Source organism: Rhodococcus sp. 114MFTsu3.1 (genome assembly GCF_000383555.1).
GTDB classification, from domain to species: Bacteria; Actinomycetota; Actinomycetes; order Mycobacteriales; family Mycobacteriaceae; genus Rhodococcoides; species Rhodococcoides fascians_E.
Genome location: NZ_KB911555.1, coordinates 48058 through 65619, shown reverse-complemented (window position 1 = coordinate 65619; position 17562 = coordinate 48058). Strand labels below are relative to the sequence as shown.

Genomic DNA, 17562 nt, shown 5'->3' with positions numbered 1-17562 from the left:
GGCACGTTCGGTCCGGTGCGAAGGCGGGTGCTCAGGCCTTGCTGGGGTTCGAGGCGGACTCTTCGTCGCTGCCGGCCTGGGGGTGACCGAGCATGGCTGCGCCGAGGAGCTGTTCGGGAACGCCGAAGCCTTCGACGAGTTCGAGGGCGTGCGGACGGAGGGTGCGGCAACGTTCGTTGATGCCGCGGGTGACGGCTTTGGAGCGTTCGGTGGAGAGGTAGCGGTGTTCGATGAACCACGCCTTGTCTTCTTCGATGACCGACAGTGCGTAGAGGTCGCAGACCTGCTCGAGTAGTTCCTTGGCTGCCTCGTCCTCGCAGGAGGAGATGCCGGCGACGAAGGCTTCGAGGATGATCCGATCGATGTGTGCGCTGGCTGCGTGCAGCACGTGGTCCTGCACGGCGTTGAAGGCGTCGAACGCGCTCGTTTCCTTCGATTTGCTCTGCAGCCTGCGGGCGACGGTGGAGAGCAGGTAGTCCTCGCGGTCCTCGAACATCTTGACCTGGGTTCCGCGGTTGAACAGGGAGCCCTCTTCCTCGTTGTCCTGGCGGGTGTCGAGGATCGTCTGCATGATCGTCTGCGCCGCAGTGCGTTTGACGACGCGATCACCGGCGAACTCTGCGGCGAACCGCACCCATTCGACGGGGCTCATGGACTTGACGTCGTCGGCGTACGCGGTGAGCAGTTCCTTCGCCACGAGCTGCGTGAGCACGTGATTGTCGCCTTCGAACGTGGTGAACACGTCGGTGTCGGCCTTGAGGGATATCAGCCGGTTCTCCGCGAGATAACCTGCGCCGCCGCATGCTTCACGTGCTTCCTGGATCGCCCTGGTGGCGTGCCAGGTGTTGGCGGCCTTGAGGCCGGCGGCTCGGGATTCCAGTTCGCGCTGCTCTTCGGCATCGGGGTTGTCCGAGGTCTGCATCTCGTGCAGTTTGGCGACCAGTTCGTTCTGCGCGAACTGCAACGCGTAGGACTTCGCGATCAACGGGAACAACCGGCGCTGGTGCACGAGGTAGTCCATGATGAGCACCTCGTCGTCGGACTTCGGTGCCGAGAACTGCCTGCGCTGCAACGCATATCGCGTGGCGATGTCGAGGGCTACCCGAGCTGCTGCGGCGGCGGACCCGCCGACCGTGACGCGGCCACGGATCAGCGTTCCGAGCATGGTGAAGAAGCGACGGCTCGGGTTCTCGATGGGCGAGGAGTACGTGCCGTCGGAGGAGACGTCCGCGTACTTGTTGAGCAGGTTGTCCCGCGGAATGCGGACGTTGTCGAACATGATGCGGCCGTTGTCGACGCCGGGCAGTCCGCCCTTGTACTGACAGTCCGAGGTGGTGATGCCGGGGAGGTCGTTGCCGTCCTCGTCTCGCAACGGGACGAAGAAACAGTGGACGCCGTGTCCTTCGGGTTCCTCGCCCGGGCCGGCGGTGATCAGCTGCGCGAACACTGCGGCCACCGTTGCGGTTTCGGCTGCACCACCGATGTAGTCCTTGCGGGACGACGGTGTGGGGGAGTGGACGACGAACTCGTCGGTCTCACGGTCGTAGGTTGCCGTCGTCTCGAGCGACTGCACATCGCTGCCGTGACCGGTCTCGGTCATCGCGAAGCATCCGAGCAAGTCGAGGTCGATGAGGCGCCGTACGTAGGCGTCGTGGTGACGCTCGGTGCCGAGGTTCTCGATGGCGCCGCCGAACAGTCCCCACTGGACTCCGGCCTTGACCATGAGCGACAGGTCCGACATCGCGAGCATCTCGATCATGGTGACCGCGGCTCCGACGTCGCCGGTGCCTCCGTGCTCTTTCTTGAAACCATCGTCCGCCGCACCGTGCTGGGCCAGCAACTTGAGTTGCTCCAGCGCCTTGGTGCGCGCGATCACGGTGTTGGGGGTGTAGTGAGGACGGAATTCGTCGCGAACCAGTTGAGCGCGCGCTTCGTTCTTCACGTCGCGCCAACGGCCGTCCAATGTGTTACGCAGATGCTCCGAAGTGGTTGCCATACTCGACGGTAACCTACGGATCCGGCTCGCTCAGGCGGGCCACAGATATTCGCGGCCGAACTTGCGCATCCGAGACCAGAACTTGCTGCGCCCGTAGGGCCCGTCGCCGAAGACCGAGGCGCCGTTGTCCTCCAGAGCGCGGGTGACGAGAGGGCTGTAACCGTCGAACTCGCGGATCAGGTGCTCGCGGAACCCGTCGGGCCACGAATACCGGGCCGGCTCGTGTTGTGCCTCCATGCAGGCGAGTGTAATGCAGACGTAACACGGGTGTTACATATTCCACTTGCCCGGCTTCGCCCCCGAACGAGAACGGACACCAGCTTGGACGCAGCGCAGATCGCCGCAATCGACGCGCAGCACGTGTGGCATCCCTACGGTGGATTTCCCTCTGCGACGTCGCCGCTCGTCGTCGCGGGCGCATCGGGTGTCCGGCTGACGCTCGCCGACGGGCGCGAACTCGTCGACGGAATGAGTTCGTGGTGGGCGGCGGTGCACGGATATCGCCATCCGGTGCTCGACGCGGCCGCGCACGCCCAGATCGACCGGATGAGTCACGTGATGTTCGGCGGGCTCACGCACGAACCCGCGGCGCGGTTGGCCGAGCTGCTCGTGAGCATCACCCCGGACGGTCTCGACAAGGTCTTCTTCGCCGACTCCGGTTCGGTGTCCGTCGAAGTGGCGGTCAAGATGTGCATCCAGTACTGGCGGAGTCTGGGCAAACCGGCCAAGTGCAGGCTGCTGACCTGGCGCGGCGGCTATCACGGCGACACGTTCGCGCCGATGAGCATCTGCGATCCCGACGGTGGGATGCACTCGCTGTGGTCCGGCGTCCTCACCCGGCAGATCTTCGCGCCTGCCCCGCCGAGGCAGTTCGATGCCGGCTACCTCGGGCAGTTCGAGAACATCCTCTCGGCGAGGGCCGACGAGATCGCGGCCATCGTCGTCGAGCCGCTCGTGCAGGGCGCGGGAGGCATGCGTTTCCACGATCCGAGGTATCTCACCGAGCTACGGAGGATGGCCGACGAGCACGATGTGCTGCTGGTGTTCGACGAGATCGCCACGGGATTCGGGCGTACCGGTGAGTTGTTCGCCGCCGATCACGTCTCGGTCGCTCCCGACGTGATGTGTGTGGGCAAGGCGTTGACCGGCGGGTACATGACCCTGGCGGCGACACTGACGACATCGCACGTCGCCGAGGTCATCAGCGGGGGTGAGGCGGGCGGGCTCATGCACGGCCCGACGTTCATGGCCAATCCGCTCGCGTGTGCCGTCGCCGTCGCCGCGGTGGAGCTCCTGCTGGGACGTGACTGGAGGTCCGAGGTCGCGGGCATCGAGACGGGCCTGCGCGACGGTCTGGCCGGGGTGGGGGATCTGCCGGGCGTCGCCGACGTTCGTGTGCTGGGCGGGATCGGCGTCGTGGAGATGGACGAGCCCGTCGACATGCAGCGGGCGACCGATGCCGCCGTCGGCGAGGGTGTGTGGCTCCGGCCGTTCGGGAAGCTCGTCTACACGATGCCGCCGTACGTCTGCGCGGCCGAGGACGTTGCGCGGATCGCGCGTGCGATCGGGGCCGTCGCGCGAACTTGAACGGTGTTCAAGTAGGGTCGCCCGTGTGGCGGCACTCGACTGGTTGACCGAAGCGGCACGCCTGCGCAGCGAGCGCGGGGTCCACCGAACGCTGCGTCCGCGCCCCGCTCGGCCCGGTGATGACGGCCCCGTGATCGATCTCGCCTCGAACGACTACCTGGGCCTCTCTCGTCACCCCGAGGTGGTGGACGCCGCGTGCGCTGCGGTGAATCGGTGGGGCGCGGGTGCCACGGGTTCGAGGCTCGTCACCGGCACCACGACGCTGCACGAGGAGTTGGAGGACGACCTGGCTCGCTTCGTCGGCGCGGAATCCGCGCTGGTGTTCTCCTCCGGGTACACCGCCAACCTGGGCGCCGTCGCCGCGCTGGCCGGACGCGATTCGGTGGTGCTGTCCGATTCCGCGTCGCACGCGTCGCTGATCGACGCATGCAGACTGTCGAGAGCACGGATCGAGGTGTTCGACCGTACGCACCTGGACGCCGTCGAACACTCGCTTCGAACACGAACCGAGGACCGTGCGCTCGTCGTCACCGATTCTGTGTTCAGCACCGACGGTCACCTCGCGCCTCTGCGAGAACTTCACGGACTGTGCCGACGGTATTCGGCTGCCCTGCTCGTGGACGAGGCGCACGGAATCGGCGTCCGTGGGTCCGGTGGCCGTGGTCTGGTGCACGAACTGGGATTACAGGGCCTGCCTGACGTCGTCGTCACCGCGACGCTCTCCAAATCCCTTGCGTCGCAGGGTGGTGTGGTCCTCGGGACGCACGCGGTGCGTGATCATCTGATCGACGTCGCACGGCCCTTCGTCTTCGACACCGGGTTGGCTCCCGCGGCTGCCGGAGCAGCTCGGGCAGCACTCGCGATCCTGCAGCGAGAACCGGAACGGGCGGCGGACGTGCGTCGTCGCGCACACCAATTGGCCGACATCGCCGGCGTCGAGCGTTCCGAGTCGGCCGTCGTCTCCGTCGTTCTCGGCGATCCGCAGCGGGCGTACGACGCAGCGCAGGACGCCTTTCGGCGAGGCGTACACGTCGGCTGTTTTCGGCCGCCGTCCGTGCCGGAAGGGACTTCCCGGCTTCGGTTGACCGCGCGCGCGAACCTCACCGACTCCGAGCTCGCGGCCGTCGCGAACGTCCTCGATTCCGTTCTGCATCGGGCTGCGGTATGACGGTTCTCGTCGTGACCGGCACGTCCACCGACGTCGGAAAGACCGTGGCGACAGCGGCGATCGCGGCAACGGCGTCTGCTCTCGGGGCGTCGGTCGCCGTCGTGAAACCGGCGCAGACAGGTCTGGGCTACGGAGAGGCGGGCGACCTCGCGGACATCGAGCGGCTGACCGGGATCACCAGGTCCGTGGAAACTGCGCGCTATCCGGACCCGCTCGCGCCCGACGTCGCCGCGCGCCTCGCCGGAATGCCTGCGTTGGAACTGGGCGCGGTGGTGGACGACATCGTCTCGCTGACCGAGGACGTCGTACTGGTGGAAGGTGCCGGTGGCCTCCTCGTCCGGCTCGGCGCCGAGGGGTTCACACTGCTCGACGTCGCGGCGAAGATCGGTGCACCGGTCGTGGTGGTGTGCGGCGTCGAGCTCGGAACCCTCAACCACACCGCGCTGACGGTCGGCGCGCTCGACCGGGCAGGCGTCTTCTGTGCGGGACTGATCGTGGGAGCGTGGCCATCGCAGCCCGACCTTGCCGCTCGTACCAACCTCGTCGAACTTCCCGACGTAGCGGGGGTCCCGATTCTCGGGCGAATCCCGGCGGGAACGGGGAGCGTGGACCGGGAGCAGTTCCTCGCCGACGCACCCGCATGGTTCGACTCGGAGGCCGTCGCCGACATCTTGAACCGGTGAACCGCCGGTTCGTAGTTTGTCGAACCCCCGTGCGGGTACCCGAACCCATCATCGACAAGTTGGGGGCTCCACAATGAACACAGCAGTATGGATCGTCATCGCAGTAGTAGTGGTACTTCTCGTCGTGGCCGTCGCGCTGGCCCTGTCCAAGAAGCAGAAAGCAAGCCGTCGGGTCGAGGCCGAACGCATCCGTGAGCAGGCCGCCGACCGAACAACGGAAGTCGAAGAGCGTCAAGCGCGCGCCGACGAAAGCGCAGCCAAAGCCCGCCGCGCACAGGCCGACGCCGAAGCGAAGGCAGCCGAGGCGCGCAGGCTCACGCTGCAGGCAGAGAACCACCAGGGTGACGCCGCGTCCTCACGCGACGAACTGGACGCGGAATTCGCACGCGCCAACAAGATCGACCCCGACGTGAAGACCCGCTCTCGCTCGGGTGACGTGGACAAGGCGTCGGCAGAGAAGATCGTGCACCAGGACGCGCGCTCGGGCGACCACAGTGCCACGCAGAACCCGGCCCACACCACCCACAACCCCACGAACAATCCCGGTAACCCGCTCGATCCTCGCGGCAGCAAGATCGACCCCCGCACCGACGACAACCACGTCGGCGAGCACCGCCAGCCGTAATTCCGCGGTTGTTCCGGCACGCGCTTACGCTCAGCGGCGATGCACACATTCGTTCTCGTCCCCGGCGCAGGCGGTGACGCACGGTACTGGTCGCGGTTGGAGCCCGAACTGCGCGACCGCGGCCATGACGTCGTTGCCGTGACTCTTCCCGCGTCGGATCCGAACGCCGGACTCGCCGAATACGCCGACGTCGTCGTGGACGCCGTCGGCGATCGGCGGGGCGTGACCGTGGTCGGCCAATCCCTCGGCGGGTTCACCGCGCCCCTCGTCGCTCCGCGTGTCGACGCGTCGATGATCGTGCTGCTGAACGCGATGGCACCGACACCCGGTGAGCCACCCGGGGAGTGGTGGGAAGCCACGGGGTTCGGGCACGCGCGCGCCGTCCAAGCCGAGCGCGATGGACGGGACCTGGACACCGAGGATCTGGTTGCGGATGTCTTCCTGCACGACGTTCCGGCCGATGTCGTCGCAGAGTTGGGCGGCACGGCACCGGACCAATCGGACGGCCCGTTCGCACTGCCATGGCCGCTGACGGCGTGGCCCGACATCCCGACGCGTTGTCTTCAGGGCATCGACGATCGGTTCTTCCCGGTCGAGTTCCAGCGACGCGTGGTTCGCGACAGGCTGGGAATCGAGGTGGACGAGATGCCCGGCGGCCACCTCGTTGCCCTGTCCAGGCCGGCCGAACTCGCCGATCGATTGGATCGATATCGGGCTGAACTCGTCGGCGATCCGCGATAACCTGGCTTTTCGGACACCGACCGAGATGGGGTGCTTGTCCATGGGATCCGATATGGAGAAGCTGCGCGTCAGTACCGCTGAGCGCGAGGCCACTGCGCAGCTCCTCGGCACCGCGATGGCGGACGGCAGGCTGACGCTCGTCGAATACGAGCAGCGCCTCGACCTGGTGTGGAAATCAGCGACGCGAGGCGAACTCGCGAAAGTGACCGACGATCTCCCTGTGCCCACGCAGGCCACGGAACCCGCGGAGTCGAAGGATGCTCGCGAGTGGCGCGAGTACTGGGACGAATGGCGATGGTGGCTCGGCGGCGTCATCATCATGTCCGGCATCTGGGGATTTCAGTCCATCTCCGACGGGGAACTGAACGGGTACTGGCCCGGGTGGCCCATCGGTATCTGGGCGCTGATCCTCGTGGCGATGGCAGTCATGCCCGAGGACAAGGACGACGACGAGGACGAGAAGTCCTGAATTATTACGCCCTGTAGTTGGCGAAATCGACGAACCTGGGACACTGGGGGTCGTGACTGTTTCTCCCGGCGACGACGCACCCGTATCTGCCCAGCTCTTCGAGCGCGCGAGCGCAGTGATCCCGGGTGGGGTGAACTCCCCGGTTCGTGCGTTCCACTCGGTCGGCGGTACGCCGCGCTTCATCACCGAGGCCAGCGGATACACCATGTTCGACGCCGACGGGAACTCGTACGTCGACCTGATCTCGTCGTGGGGCCCGATGATTCACGGGCATGCTCATCCGGTCGTCGTGGAGGCCGTGCAGAAGGCCGCGAAAACCGGTCTGTCGTTCGGCGCTCCGACCGAGCGGGAAATCGCACTTGCGGAAGAAATCGTGCGCCGCGTCGGCCCCGTCGACCAGGTTCGGCTTGTGAATTCCGGCACAGAGGCGACCATGAGCGCCGTCCGCCTCGCCCGTGGTTTCACCGGGCGCACCAAGATCGTCAAATTCTCCGGCTGCTACCACGGCCACGTCGACGCGCTTCTCGCCGACGCCGGGTCCGGTCTCGCCACTTTCGGCCTGCCCACCTCTCCCGGGGTGACTGGGGCACAGGCGTCGGACACCATCGTCGTGCCCTACAACGACCTCGCCGCGGTGGAGCACGCCTTCGCCGAGAATGCCGGCCAGATCGCGTGCATCATCACCGAGGCCGCCGCGGGCAACATGGGCGCAGTTCCACCGGTCCCCGGCTTCAACGAGGGGCTACGACGCCTGGCCACGGACAACGGCGCACTGCTCATCATGGACGAGGTGATGACGGGCTTCCGCGTGAGCGCAGCGGGCTGGTACGGCATCGACGGCGTCGCGGGCGATCTGTACACCTTCGGCAAGGTCATGAGCGGTGGACTACCGGCCGCAGCCTTCGGTGGGCGCGCCGACGTCATGGCCTACCTCGCACCGGCCGGTCCCGTCTACCAGGCAGGCACCCTGTCCGGTAATCCCGTCGCCGTCGCGGCCGGTCTCGCGAGCCTGCAACTGGCCGACGCGTCCGTCTACGAGAAGCTGCAGAACAACGCGGAGCGACTCGGCGGGCTGCTCGGTGATGCCCTGACCGCCGAAGGCGTTCGTCACCACGTCCAGTTCGCAGGCACACTGGTGAGCGTGTTCTTCTCCGACGGGCCCGTCACCGACTACGCAGGCGCGAAAGCAGCCGAGACGTGGCGATACCCCGACTTCTTCCACGCACTGCTCGCGCGCGGGGTCTACCCGCCGCCGAGCGCATTCGAAGCCTGGTTCGTCTCCGCTGCCCTCGACGACGCCGCGTTCGAGAAGATCGCCGACGCCCTTCCCCACGCCGCACGTGCAGCGGCCCGAGCCGAAGCAGGAACCAAGTGAGTACACCGGAGGCGCATCCGCATCAGACGACGCGCACCATCGTCCACGTGTTGCGGCACGGTGAGGTCCACAACCCCAAGGGCATCCTCTACGGACGCCTCCCCGGGTTCCGGCTGTCGGTGAAGGGGCAGACGCAGGCGACAGCTGTGGCGAATGCGCTTGCCGGACACGACATCACCGCCGTCATCGCGTCCCCGCTGCAGCGGGCGCAGGAGACGGCAGGTCCGATCGCGAAGGCGCACGGACTCGACATCGCCACCGACGACAACCTCATCGAGGCAGGAAACGAGTTCGAAGGCCTCCGGGTCGCCGTCGGCGACGGGGCACTGCGCAGGCCACGGCACTGGTGGAAGCTGCGGGACCCGTTCACGCCGTCGTGGGGTGAGCCGTACCTGCAGATCGCGCACCGGATGCTGGCCGCAGTGAACGCCGCTCGCGTCGCAGCCGTCGGCCACGAAGCCGTTGTCGTCAGTCACCAGCTCCCCGTCTGGACCCTGCGTCGATTCCTGCAGGGTGAGCGTCTGTGGCACGACCCGCGGCACCGTCAGTGCGGTCTCGCGTCGCTGACTTCCCTTGTCTACGAGGGAGACACGCTCGTCGACATCGTCTACTCCGAGCCCGCGGGCGCCAGCGATCCACGAGTCACCGGTGCGTAAGGTACTCGCTTCGGCTCTGGCCGTCGTCGCAGTCACCGCAGGCTGCGCGACGGGTACCGACGCGGTCGCGACCGGCGGAACCTTCGACTTCGTCTCACCCGGCGGCCAGACCGAGATCTTCTACGACCCCCCGTCGGATCGCGGCACCATCGGCGAACTGTCCGGCCCCGACCTGATGGAAGACGGAAAGACGACGTCGCTCGCGGACTTCGAGGGCCAGGCCGTCGTACTGAACGTGTGGGGCCAGTGGTGCGGACCGTGTCGCGGTGAAGCCGACGATCTCGAAGAGGTGTTCGAGAACACCAAGGACCTCGGCGTCCAGTTCCTCGGCATCAACGTCCGCGACAACGCGCAGGACAAGGCGCAGGACTTCGTCATCGACAACAAGGTGACCTACCCGTCCATCTACGACCCTCCGATGCGCACCCTCACCGCCCTCGGCGGCATCCCCACATCGGTCGTCCCGACGACCATCGTGTTGGACAAGCAGCACCGCGTGGCGGCGGTGTACCTGCGTGAGCTGCTCGCCGAGGACCTGCAACCCGTCGTCGAGCGGATTGCAGGCGAGGAGACGGAAAGCCAGTGATCGAGTTGTACGCCGCAGGCATAGGCGAGACGTTCCAGACCACGGCGGCTTCCGGGCCGCTCGTTCTCGCGTTCGGTGTCTGCATCCTCGCCGGCCTCGTCTCGTTTGCGTCGCCGTGCGTCGTACCTCTCGTTCCCGGTTACCTGTCCTACCTGGCGGGCGTGGTCGGTGCCGATGCGCCTGCCGTCACCGCGGCGGAAGCGTCGACGACGAAGGTGCGCACGGCCAGCAAGCTGCGGGTCGCGGGCGCCGCGGGCTTGTTCGTCCTCGGTTTCACCGTCGTCTTCGTCCTCGCGACGGCCACGGTGTTCGGGGCGATCTCGGTGTTGTCGGTCAACCGTGAACTGCTGATGCGCATCGGCGGGGTCGTCACCATCGCGATGGGCCTGGTGTTCATCGGTCTGGTACCGGCACTGCAACGCGACGTCAGATTCGAACCACGCCGGGTCGGCAGCCTGTTCGGCGCTCCATTGCTGGGCGGAGTGTTCGCCCTCGGATGGACGCCGTGCCTCGGACCGACGTTGGCGAGCGTCATCTCCCTGGCCGCGGGAACCGAAGGTGCGACGGCAGTGCGCGGTGTCGCGCTGATCGTCGCCTACTGCCTCGGCCTCGGCCTGCCGTTCGTGATCCTCGCGTTCGGCTCGGCAAGCGCTCTACGCGGAGTCGGCTGGCTTCGCACCCATGCACGACAGATACAGGTGTTCGGCGGAATCATGTTGATAGCAGTAGGAATTGCACTCGTCACGGGTGCGTGGGACGTGTTCGTGAGCTGGGTTCGCGACGCCTTCGTGTCCGACGTGGTGCTGCCGATATGACCGACCTCGACACTCGCGTCGCACCGCAGAAGCAGTCGCTACCCGGGCGTGCGCTCGCGTTGGTGCGCAACACCTGGAGATCGCTGACGAGCATGCGCACCGCCCTGGTGCTGCTGTTCCTGCTGGCCTTCGCCGCGATCCCCGGCGCTCTGGTTCCGCAGCGCAGCCTCAACTCCGGCAAGGTCGACGAGTACATCGCAGCCAGGCCGACGCTCGGTCCGTGGATGGACAGGCTCGAACTGTTCGACGTCTTCTCCAGTTTCTGGTTCACCGCGGTCTACGCGCTGCTGTTCATCTCGCTGATCGGCTGCATCGTGCCGCGATGCGTCGAACACGCCAAAGCTCTCCGCACCAAGCCCGTCCCGACGCCGCGCAACCTGTCGCGTCTGCCTCACCACCGCCGGTACGTGTCCGACGAATCCGCCGAGGACACCGCGGCGAAGGTGAAGGCGCAGTTGCGTGGGTGGCGCGTCGCGCAGCGCACCGGTGGCACCGGCGAGGTGACGCTGTCCGCCGAGAAGGGATACTTCCGCGAGTTCGGCAACCTCGTCTTCCACCTTTCGCTCGTCGGACTTCTCGCCGCCATCGCCCTGGGAAAGCTGCTCGGATACGAAGGCAACGTCGTCGTCATCGCCAACGACGGACCGGGCTTCTGCAGTACGACGCCCGCCATCTACGACGGTTTCCGCGCCGGCCAACTCGTCGACGGCACCGGCCTCGAGCCCCTGTGCATCCGCGTCAAGGACTTCAAGGCCGACTACCTCGAGAACGGTCAGGCCGAGATGTTCACGTCGAACATCGAGTACCAGGCAGGCGAAGACCTGGCGAGCAACACCTGGCGCGACGACATCCTCCAGGTCAACCACCCGCTCCGCGTCGCAGGCGACCGTGTCTACCTGCAGGGCCACGGATACGCACCGACGTTCACCGTGACGTTCCCGAACGGCGAGACACGCACCGAGACGATCCAGTGGCAACCGACCGACGCCACCACGTTCCTCTCCAGCGGAGTCCTGCGAATCGACCCTCCCGGCGGCCTGTACCCGGAAGCAACCGAGCGTCGCAAGAATCAGATCGCAATCGAAGGTCTGTTCGCGCCGACGGCGTTCTTCCACGGAAACCTGCTGTCGTCGAGCTACCCGGCGATGACGGATCCCGCCGTCGCGATCGACATCTACAAAGGTGACACCGGCCTCGACACCGGATACCCGCAGTCGTTGTTCTCCCTCAACCAGGAAATGGTCAACCAGGGCAGGCTCGTCAAGCAGGACCGGGTCAACTTGAAGCCAGGGGAGTCCTCGACCCTGTCCGACGGCACCAACGTCCGCTTCGACGGCGCAGAAGAGTTCGTCAACCTGCAGGTATCGCATGATCCAGCACAGAACTGGGTGCTGGTCTTCGCACTGACGATGATGGGCGGACTGCTCGTGTCGTTGGTGATCAAACGACGCCGAGTCTGGGTCCGGCTGCACACGGATCCGGACTCACGACGTACTGTAGTAGAACTCGGTGGACTCGCCCGAACCGATCAGGCGGGCTGGGGAGAAGAATTCGACCGGTTGTGTGAGCGGCTGATCGGCGAAGTCAAGACAGTGAACACAGACAAGCAGGAGAACTGACCGATGCCGATCAACGAGACGCTCTCGCAGTACAGCGACTGGTCCTTCGAATCCGCGTTCACCATCTACGTCCTCGCGTTCGTTCTGCTCATCGCGCAGTACGCCTCGCAGCGGGCCACCAAGGTCCAGGCACGCGAGCTCGTCGGCAGCGGTGCCCCCACTCCGCTCGGGGCGGGCGTACCGGGACGTGTCGTCGAGACCCCCAAGCGTCCACTGTCGGAGCGTCTGGCAGGCATGGGCTTCGCTCTGCTGATCCTGGCGCTCGTGCTCCACGTGGCATCCGTCGTACTGCGCGGCTTCGCCACACACCGGTTCCCACTCGGCAACATGTACGAGTTCGTGACCATGGCGACCGCCGCCGCAGCGCTCACCTCGATCCTGTTGCTGCGCAAGAAGACGATGCGACCGATGCTCGTGTTCGTCCTCGCGCCGATCATCGTCCTCATGTTCATGGCCGCGACCAAGTTGTACGCCGACGCAGCACCTGTCGTGCCTGCGCTTCGCTCGTTCTGGCTGCCCATCCACGTCACCATCGTCAGCGTCGGCAGCGGTATCTTCCTGGTCTCCGGCGTCGCCAGCCTGCTGTTCCTGCTCCGCATGAAGCAACCCGCGGGCGACGAGAGCAGCAGCTTCTGGGGTCGCTTCGCGTCCAGGCTCCCCGACGCCCAGGCGCTCGACCGACTCGCGTACAAGACCACCATCGTCGCGTTCCCACTCTTCGGTGCAGGCGTCATCCTGGGCGCCATCTGGGCCGAAGCAGCCTGGGGCCGTTTCTGGGGTTGGGACCCCAAGGAGACGATGTCCTTCATCACCTGGATCATCTACGCCGCATACCTGCACGCCCGCGCAACATCGGGATGGCGCAACACCCGCGCTGCCTGGATCAACATCACCGGGTTCGCAGCCATGCTGTTCAACCTCTTCATCATCAACATGGTGGTCTCGGGACTGCACTCCTACGCAGGGCTCAACTAGCCGATAGGGCGCATCGGTCGCGGGCGAGAGGTCGCAGGCTCAGCTGGTAACGTCCGGCGGTGACGGGTGCGCCGGGGGCGCGCACCCTCCGACTGGGGAGTCGGATGATGGGGGGGAAACGCCATGGCCGAGTGGCAGATGAGTTCGTGGCAGCCGGTACGTCCGGCAGAGCAGGGGGAGGACGACGGCGCACCCGCCGCGCCACCGCCGGAGGCTGGGACCGGGGCATCCCCGAAACCTGACGTACCGGACGCCTCGCCCTGGCAGCGACGCGCCGAAGCTCCGACCGAGAAGGCGACAACAGCAGCTCCGGAAAAATCAGCGGCCCCAGCGAAAGCAGAGCCGGCGGCGAAGTCCAGTTCGGCCGACGAGGCTGGGTCGTCTGTCGAGCCTGCTAGTAGTGGGCCCAGAACCGGGGGATTTCGCTCGACCCCGGTCCCGATGCCGCCCGAATCGACCACCTACGGCCGTGTGAGCACAGAAGGCCGTGCCACTGCAGAACCCAGGCCGACTCCACCGGACCTCGGAACGCAGGGGCAGTTGCCACCGGTCGCGTCGGCGTCGGCGTCGGATCTCACCAATGCCCTTCTCGTGAGACAGGTTTCGCCGCCGCCTGTATCCGGGTGGCGGAAGTGGGTCTACGACGTGACGCTGCGGCGGGTCAATCTCGGCAACAGCCATCGCGACGAGCGTCTGGCCCGGCTCTCTCGGCAGGCGGAGCGCCATCTCGTCGGCTGCTATCGCATTTCGGTACTCAGCCTCAAGGGCGGCGTCGGCAAAACGACGACGACGGCATCGCTCGGGTCGACGTTCGCATCCATTCGCGGGGACCGCGTCATTGCCGTCGACGCCAACCCGGACCGCGGAACACTCAGCCAGAAGGTACCGCTGGAGACGCCCGCGACGGTTCGAAACATGCTGCGGGACATCGACGATTTGAGTCGCTACAGCGACGTACGGGCATACACCTCACAGAATGCGCACCGTCTCGAGGTGCTCGCGTCGGACACCGACCCCGCCGTGTCCGAGGCGTTCAGCGGCCAGGACTACGACACCGCGGTGGAACTGCTCGAGAAGTTCTACAGCATCGTGCTCACCGACTGCGGTACCGGGCTCATGCATTCGGCAATGAACAGCATCCTCGCCGGCTCGGACGCGCTGGTCGTGGTCAGCTCCGGGTCCGTGGACGGCGCCCGCAGCGCGTCGGCGACACTCGACTGGCTCGACGCGCACGGTCACAGCGAGTTGGTCCGCTCATCTGTCGCGGTGGTCAACGCAGTTCGGCCGCGAGCAGGCAAAGTAGATCTGGGCAAGGTCGTCGAGCACTTCGAGCAACGCTGCCGTCAGGTTGTGTTGATCCCGTTCGACCCACACCTCGAGGAAGGCGCCGAGATCGACTTGAACAGGTTGAAAAGCGGAACTCGCGCCGCGCTGCTGGAATTGGCGGCGGCGGTGGCGTCGGGATTTCCCAGCAACCGGCCGGAAGATCTTCAGCGCGCGAACGAGTCGAGGACGCGCTAGGCGCACCCGAAGGGGCGAACGGAACAGCCCGCCTCGTGAGGCGGGCTGCTGTACTTCATTCTGTAGGTTCGGTTTTGCCCGTGTCCTGACTGTCCGTGCCCGACCGTCGAACATCTCGGTTCATACGCCACAGGAACTCCGGGTCGTCATCCGGACCGACGGTCCGTCCAGCCGGAGCCTGCGCAGTCGGACCGAAGGCCTTCCAGAACAGGACGATGACTGCCACCAAACCGATCAACGCCAAAAGATAGATCACGACGCACCTCCTCAGACCAGCGTAACCGCGTTGGGATGCGGTGTGCACCCCAACGCGGTTCGCAAGTTCCTGAGAATATGCACTTGTGTTCGACCTGGCGTCGGTAGTCGGTCTACGGGGTCAGTGGTGAGCGGCCTCGGTGGTCAGAGACGACAGAAGCTGCATGACCTCGGCCTCGCGGAACCGGCGGTGACCGCCCGGCGTACGCAACGATCCCAGACGACCGGCATGCGCCCAACGGGTGACCGTCTTCGGATCCACATGGAAGAGCGCCGCTACCTGCCCCGGTGTGAGCAGTGAATCCTGAGCCTTGTGCAGTGTTGGTGCGCTCATCTTGGTCGTGTCCTCCTGCGTGCGGTGTCCGGTAGGCCCGGCCCGAAGGCGGGTCACGAACCGGACAGTGGATGGAGCAAATTCGTGTTCGAGCACCATGGTGGCACTCGAACCCCTAGGTACTCGACTGATCTAAAGAAGGTAAAGGGGAGGTAATAGACAAATCGGTCAAGTCCGGCTGTCCGATATGCGACGTTGCAGCGGGTCCAACCGCAGGTCGAAGGGCGGGTAGCCTGAAGGCCGTGAACGAACGCAACACACCACCCGAGCCCACCGCGACCAAAGGACGCCTCCTGCGAGACGTCGCGATCTACAGCGGAGCGCGTCTGCTTCTGGTCCTCGTGATCGCCGCCGTGATCGTCGGAGTCGGGCTGCTCGTGGGCGTCGAGATCCCCGTACTGGTCGCCGCGGTGTTCGCCGTATTGATCTCGCTGCCCCTCTCGCTCGTGCTGTTCAAGTCCCTGCGGATCCGCGTCAACGAGTCGATCGCCGGCGTCGACGAGGGCCGTCGCCGTGCCCGGGCCGACCTTCAGGCGAAGCTGCGCGGCGAGGACGGCAAGTAGTGACCAAGGTCGTCGACCGTTCCGAGGCCCGCGACTGGGTCGACAACGCGGTACGCCTCATCGACGCCGACGCTCAACGATCGGCCGACACACATCTGCTGCGGTACCCACTTCCCGCGGCATGGGGAGTGCAGCTCTACCTCAAGGACGAGTCGACGCACATCACCGGCAGCCTCAAGCATCGCCTGGCGCGCTCGCTGTTCCTGTACGCGATCTGCAACGGATGGGTCACCGAGAACACCACGGTCATCGAAGCCTCGTCGGGATCCACCGCCGTCAGCGAAGCGTATTTCGCGCGCCTGCTCGGCCTCGAGTTCGTCGCAGTAATGCCGCGCAGTACGTCGCCGACGAAGGTTGCACTGATCGAATCACACGGGGGTCGTTGCCATTTCGTCGACGATCCTTCCGCCATGTACACCGAGGCGCACCGACTCGCAGCGGAGCCGGACTGCCACTACATGGACCAGTTCACCCACGCGGAGCGCGCAACCGACTGGCGCGGAAACAACAACATCGCGGAATCGATCTTCGATCAACTCACCCACGAGGAATCGCCGATCCCGACGTGGATCGTCGTCGGGGCGGGCACAGGCGGAACCAGCGCAACGATCGGTCGGTACATCCGATACCGACGCCACTCCACCCGACTGGCCGTCGTCGATCCCGAGAACTCCGCCTTCATCGGTGGCTACGAGACCGGCCGTGCCGACTTCTCCACCGGAAAGCCGTCGCGCATCGAGGGCATCGGCCGTCCCATCGTCGAGCCGTCCTTCGTCGGACAGGTCATCGACAGAATGATCGCGGTACCCGACGCCGCCTCGGTAGCCGCTGCGCGGCACGCATCGACGGCCCTCGGGAAAAGCGTCGGAGGCTCTACCGGCACCAACATCTGGGGTGCATTCGGCGTCATCGCGGAGATGATTGCGGCCGGCAGATCCGGCAGCGTCGTCACCCTGCTGTGCGACGGCGGTGAGCGTTACGCCAATACGTACTTCGACGACGCCTGGGTTGCGTCGCAGGGCATGGATCTGGCCGGGCCGACCGAGGTGTTGGAACGCTTCGTACGAACGGGCGAGTTTCAGCCCTGACGCGTCAGCACCAGTGACGCTGCCGCGGTGGCTCCGGCTGCGACGCTCACCGCCGGCCACGCTCCGATTTTCTTGGCCAAGGGGTGCGATGCGCCGAAGCCGACGAGGTACGTCGTCAACAGCGCACCCGCGACCTTGGGACCGGCAGCCGCATTCCATGACGCGGTGCTCGCCACACCCACAGCTGCCAACACAGCGCCGCCGAGTTGTCGATTCTTGGTCTGCTGCGCAACAGCGAAGCCGCCCAGCAGGCCTGCGGCCGCCAGAGCCGAGGTAGCGAGTGATGAGGTCGTCGAGTTCGTCCGAGCCATACCTCCAGACTAGATGCTCGTGTTCCGTCTGCGGCCGAGCCTGCCAACCCGGCCACGCATGCTGTACTCGATCCCGCCGAAACCCCCGTATCGAACATACTTTCGAATATACCGAGAGGGTCCGACACGAACCGCAGAAAGCCGGTTCGACCTGCGGTTTCCCTCGAAAAGCGCTGGAAGTGCACCGCGCCACGG

The 17562-nt window shown here is 66.0% G+C and carries 20 protein-coding genes; 15 read left to right on the top strand and 5 right to left on the bottom strand.

Annotated elements, in window-relative coordinates; genetic code table 11:
• Nucleotides 1-31: 31 nt before the first annotated feature.
• On the bottom strand, nucleotides 32-1996 hold the full coding sequence (locus H292_RS0119765) for an acyl-CoA dehydrogenase family protein (RefSeq protein WP_020112517.1): 1965 nt from the start codon (nucleotides 1994-1996) through the stop codon (nucleotides 32-34).
• A gap of 30 nt (nucleotides 1997-2026) precedes the next feature.
• Complete coding sequence (locus H292_RS0119760; protein WP_020112516.1) at nucleotides 2027-2233, bottom strand: hypothetical protein; 207 nt, start codon at nucleotides 2231-2233, stop codon at nucleotides 2027-2029.
• 84 nt (nucleotides 2234-2317) lie between these two features.
• Between H292_RS0119760 and H292_RS0119755 the strand changes: the two genes are divergently transcribed.
• From H292_RS0119755 to H292_RS0119695, 13 genes are all read left to right on the top strand, one after another.
• The gene (locus tag H292_RS0119755) at nucleotides 2318-3583 is read left to right on the top strand and encodes an adenosylmethionine--8-amino-7-oxononanoate transaminase (protein WP_020112515.1); all 1266 of its coding nucleotides are present in this window, start codon (nucleotides 2318-2320) and stop codon (nucleotides 3581-3583) included.
• 25 nt (nucleotides 3584-3608) lie between these two features.
• Nucleotides 3609-4751, top strand: a complete 1143-nt coding sequence (locus H292_RS0119750) for an 8-amino-7-oxononanoate synthase (protein WP_020112514.1) — start codon at nucleotides 3609-3611, stop codon at nucleotides 4749-4751.
• A complete protein-coding gene (bioD, locus tag H292_RS0119745) occupies nucleotides 4748-5434 on the top strand; it encodes a dethiobiotin synthase (RefSeq protein ID WP_020112513.1) in 687 nt (228 codons plus the stop codon). Before H292_RS0119750 ends, bioD begins: the two co-directional genes overlap by 4 nt.
• A 73-nt stretch (nucleotides 5435-5507) precedes the next feature.
• Nucleotides 5508-6059: a hypothetical protein gene (locus tag H292_RS0119740; protein ID WP_019666487.1), complete on the top strand. Its 552-nt coding sequence runs from the start codon at nucleotides 5508-5510 to the stop codon at nucleotides 6057-6059.
• A gap of 39 nt (nucleotides 6060-6098) precedes the next feature.
• A complete protein-coding gene (locus H292_RS0119735) occupies nucleotides 6099-6800 on the top strand; it encodes an alpha/beta fold hydrolase (protein ID WP_020112512.1) in 702 nt (233 codons plus the stop codon).
• A 40-nt stretch (nucleotides 6801-6840) separates the two neighbouring features.
• Complete coding sequence (locus H292_RS0119730; RefSeq protein ID WP_019666485.1) at nucleotides 6841-7269, top strand: DUF1707 SHOCT-like domain-containing protein; 429 nt, start codon at nucleotides 6841-6843, stop codon at nucleotides 7267-7269.
• A gap of 52 nt (nucleotides 7270-7321) precedes the next feature.
• Nucleotides 7322-8644 (top strand): glutamate-1-semialdehyde 2,1-aminomutase, encoded by a 1323-nt coding sequence (gene hemL / locus H292_RS0119725; RefSeq protein ID WP_020112511.1) that lies wholly within the window; start codon nucleotides 7322-7324, stop codon nucleotides 8642-8644.
• Nucleotides 8641-9300 carry a histidine phosphatase family protein gene (locus H292_RS0119720; RefSeq protein ID WP_019666483.1) on the top strand — a complete coding sequence of 220 codons (660 nt, stop codon included), beginning with the start codon at nucleotides 8641-8643 and terminating at the stop codon, nucleotides 9298-9300. The genes hemL and H292_RS0119720 overlap by 4 nt, the downstream gene beginning before the upstream one ends.
• Nucleotides 9293-9886 (top strand): TlpA disulfide reductase family protein, encoded by a 594-nt coding sequence (locus tag H292_RS0119715; RefSeq protein ID WP_019666482.1) that lies wholly within the window; start codon nucleotides 9293-9295, stop codon nucleotides 9884-9886. Before H292_RS0119720 ends, H292_RS0119715 begins: the two co-directional genes overlap by 8 nt.
• Nucleotides 9883-10701 (top strand): cytochrome c biogenesis CcdA family protein, encoded by an 819-nt coding sequence (locus H292_RS0119710; protein ID WP_019666481.1) that lies wholly within the window; start codon nucleotides 9883-9885, stop codon nucleotides 10699-10701. The genes H292_RS0119715 and H292_RS0119710 overlap by 4 nt, the downstream gene beginning before the upstream one ends.
• Nucleotides 10698-12320, top strand: coding sequence for a cytochrome c biogenesis protein ResB (gene resB / locus H292_RS0119705; RefSeq protein ID WP_020112510.1), 1623 nt, complete (start codon nucleotides 10698-10700; stop codon nucleotides 12318-12320). Before H292_RS0119710 ends, resB begins: the two co-directional genes overlap by 4 nt.
• 3 nt (nucleotides 12321-12323) lie before the next feature.
• On the top strand, nucleotides 12324-13295 hold the full coding sequence (gene ccsB / locus H292_RS0119700; RefSeq protein ID WP_019666479.1) for a c-type cytochrome biogenesis protein CcsB: 972 nt from the start codon (nucleotides 12324-12326) through the stop codon (nucleotides 13293-13295).
• 123 nt (nucleotides 13296-13418) lie between these two features.
• On the top strand, nucleotides 13419-14816 hold the full coding sequence (locus tag H292_RS0119695) for a MinD/ParA family ATP-binding protein (protein ID WP_231383879.1): 1398 nt from the start codon (nucleotides 13419-13421) through the stop codon (nucleotides 14814-14816).
• A 55-nt stretch (nucleotides 14817-14871) separates the two neighbouring features.
• Here the strand turns inward: H292_RS0119695 and H292_RS0119690 are convergent, their stop codons facing one another.
• Together H292_RS0119690 and H292_RS0119685 are read right to left on the bottom strand one after the other, a co-directional pair.
• Nucleotides 14872-15072: a hypothetical protein gene (locus tag H292_RS0119690; protein ID WP_019666477.1), complete on the bottom strand. Its 201-nt coding sequence runs from the start codon at nucleotides 15070-15072 to the stop codon at nucleotides 14872-14874.
• Nucleotides 15073-15192: 120 nt separating this feature from the next.
• Complete coding sequence (locus H292_RS0119685) at nucleotides 15193-15405, bottom strand: BldC family transcriptional regulator (protein WP_026348035.1); 213 nt, start codon at nucleotides 15403-15405, stop codon at nucleotides 15193-15195.
• A gap of 242 nt (nucleotides 15406-15647) precedes the next feature.
• On the opposite strand from H292_RS0119685, the gene H292_RS0119680 reads away from it, so the two are divergent.
• Nucleotides 15648-15968 carry a DUF4229 domain-containing protein gene (locus H292_RS0119680; RefSeq protein WP_019666475.1) on the top strand — a complete coding sequence of 107 codons (321 nt, stop codon included), beginning with the start codon at nucleotides 15648-15650 and terminating at the stop codon, nucleotides 15966-15968.
• Entirely contained in the window at nucleotides 15968-17056 is a 1089-nt protein-coding gene (locus H292_RS0119675) for a PLP-dependent cysteine synthase family protein (RefSeq protein ID WP_020112508.1), read from the top strand. Before H292_RS0119680 ends, H292_RS0119675 begins: the two co-directional genes overlap by 1 nt.
• Here H292_RS0119675 and H292_RS0119670 read toward each other — a convergent pair.
• On the bottom strand, nucleotides 17047-17367 hold the full coding sequence (locus tag H292_RS0119670; protein ID WP_020112507.1) for a hypothetical protein: 321 nt from the start codon (nucleotides 17365-17367) through the stop codon (nucleotides 17047-17049). The two genes, H292_RS0119675 and H292_RS0119670, sit on opposite strands and share 10 nt — an antisense overlap.
• Nucleotides 17368-17562 lie beyond the last annotated feature (195 nt).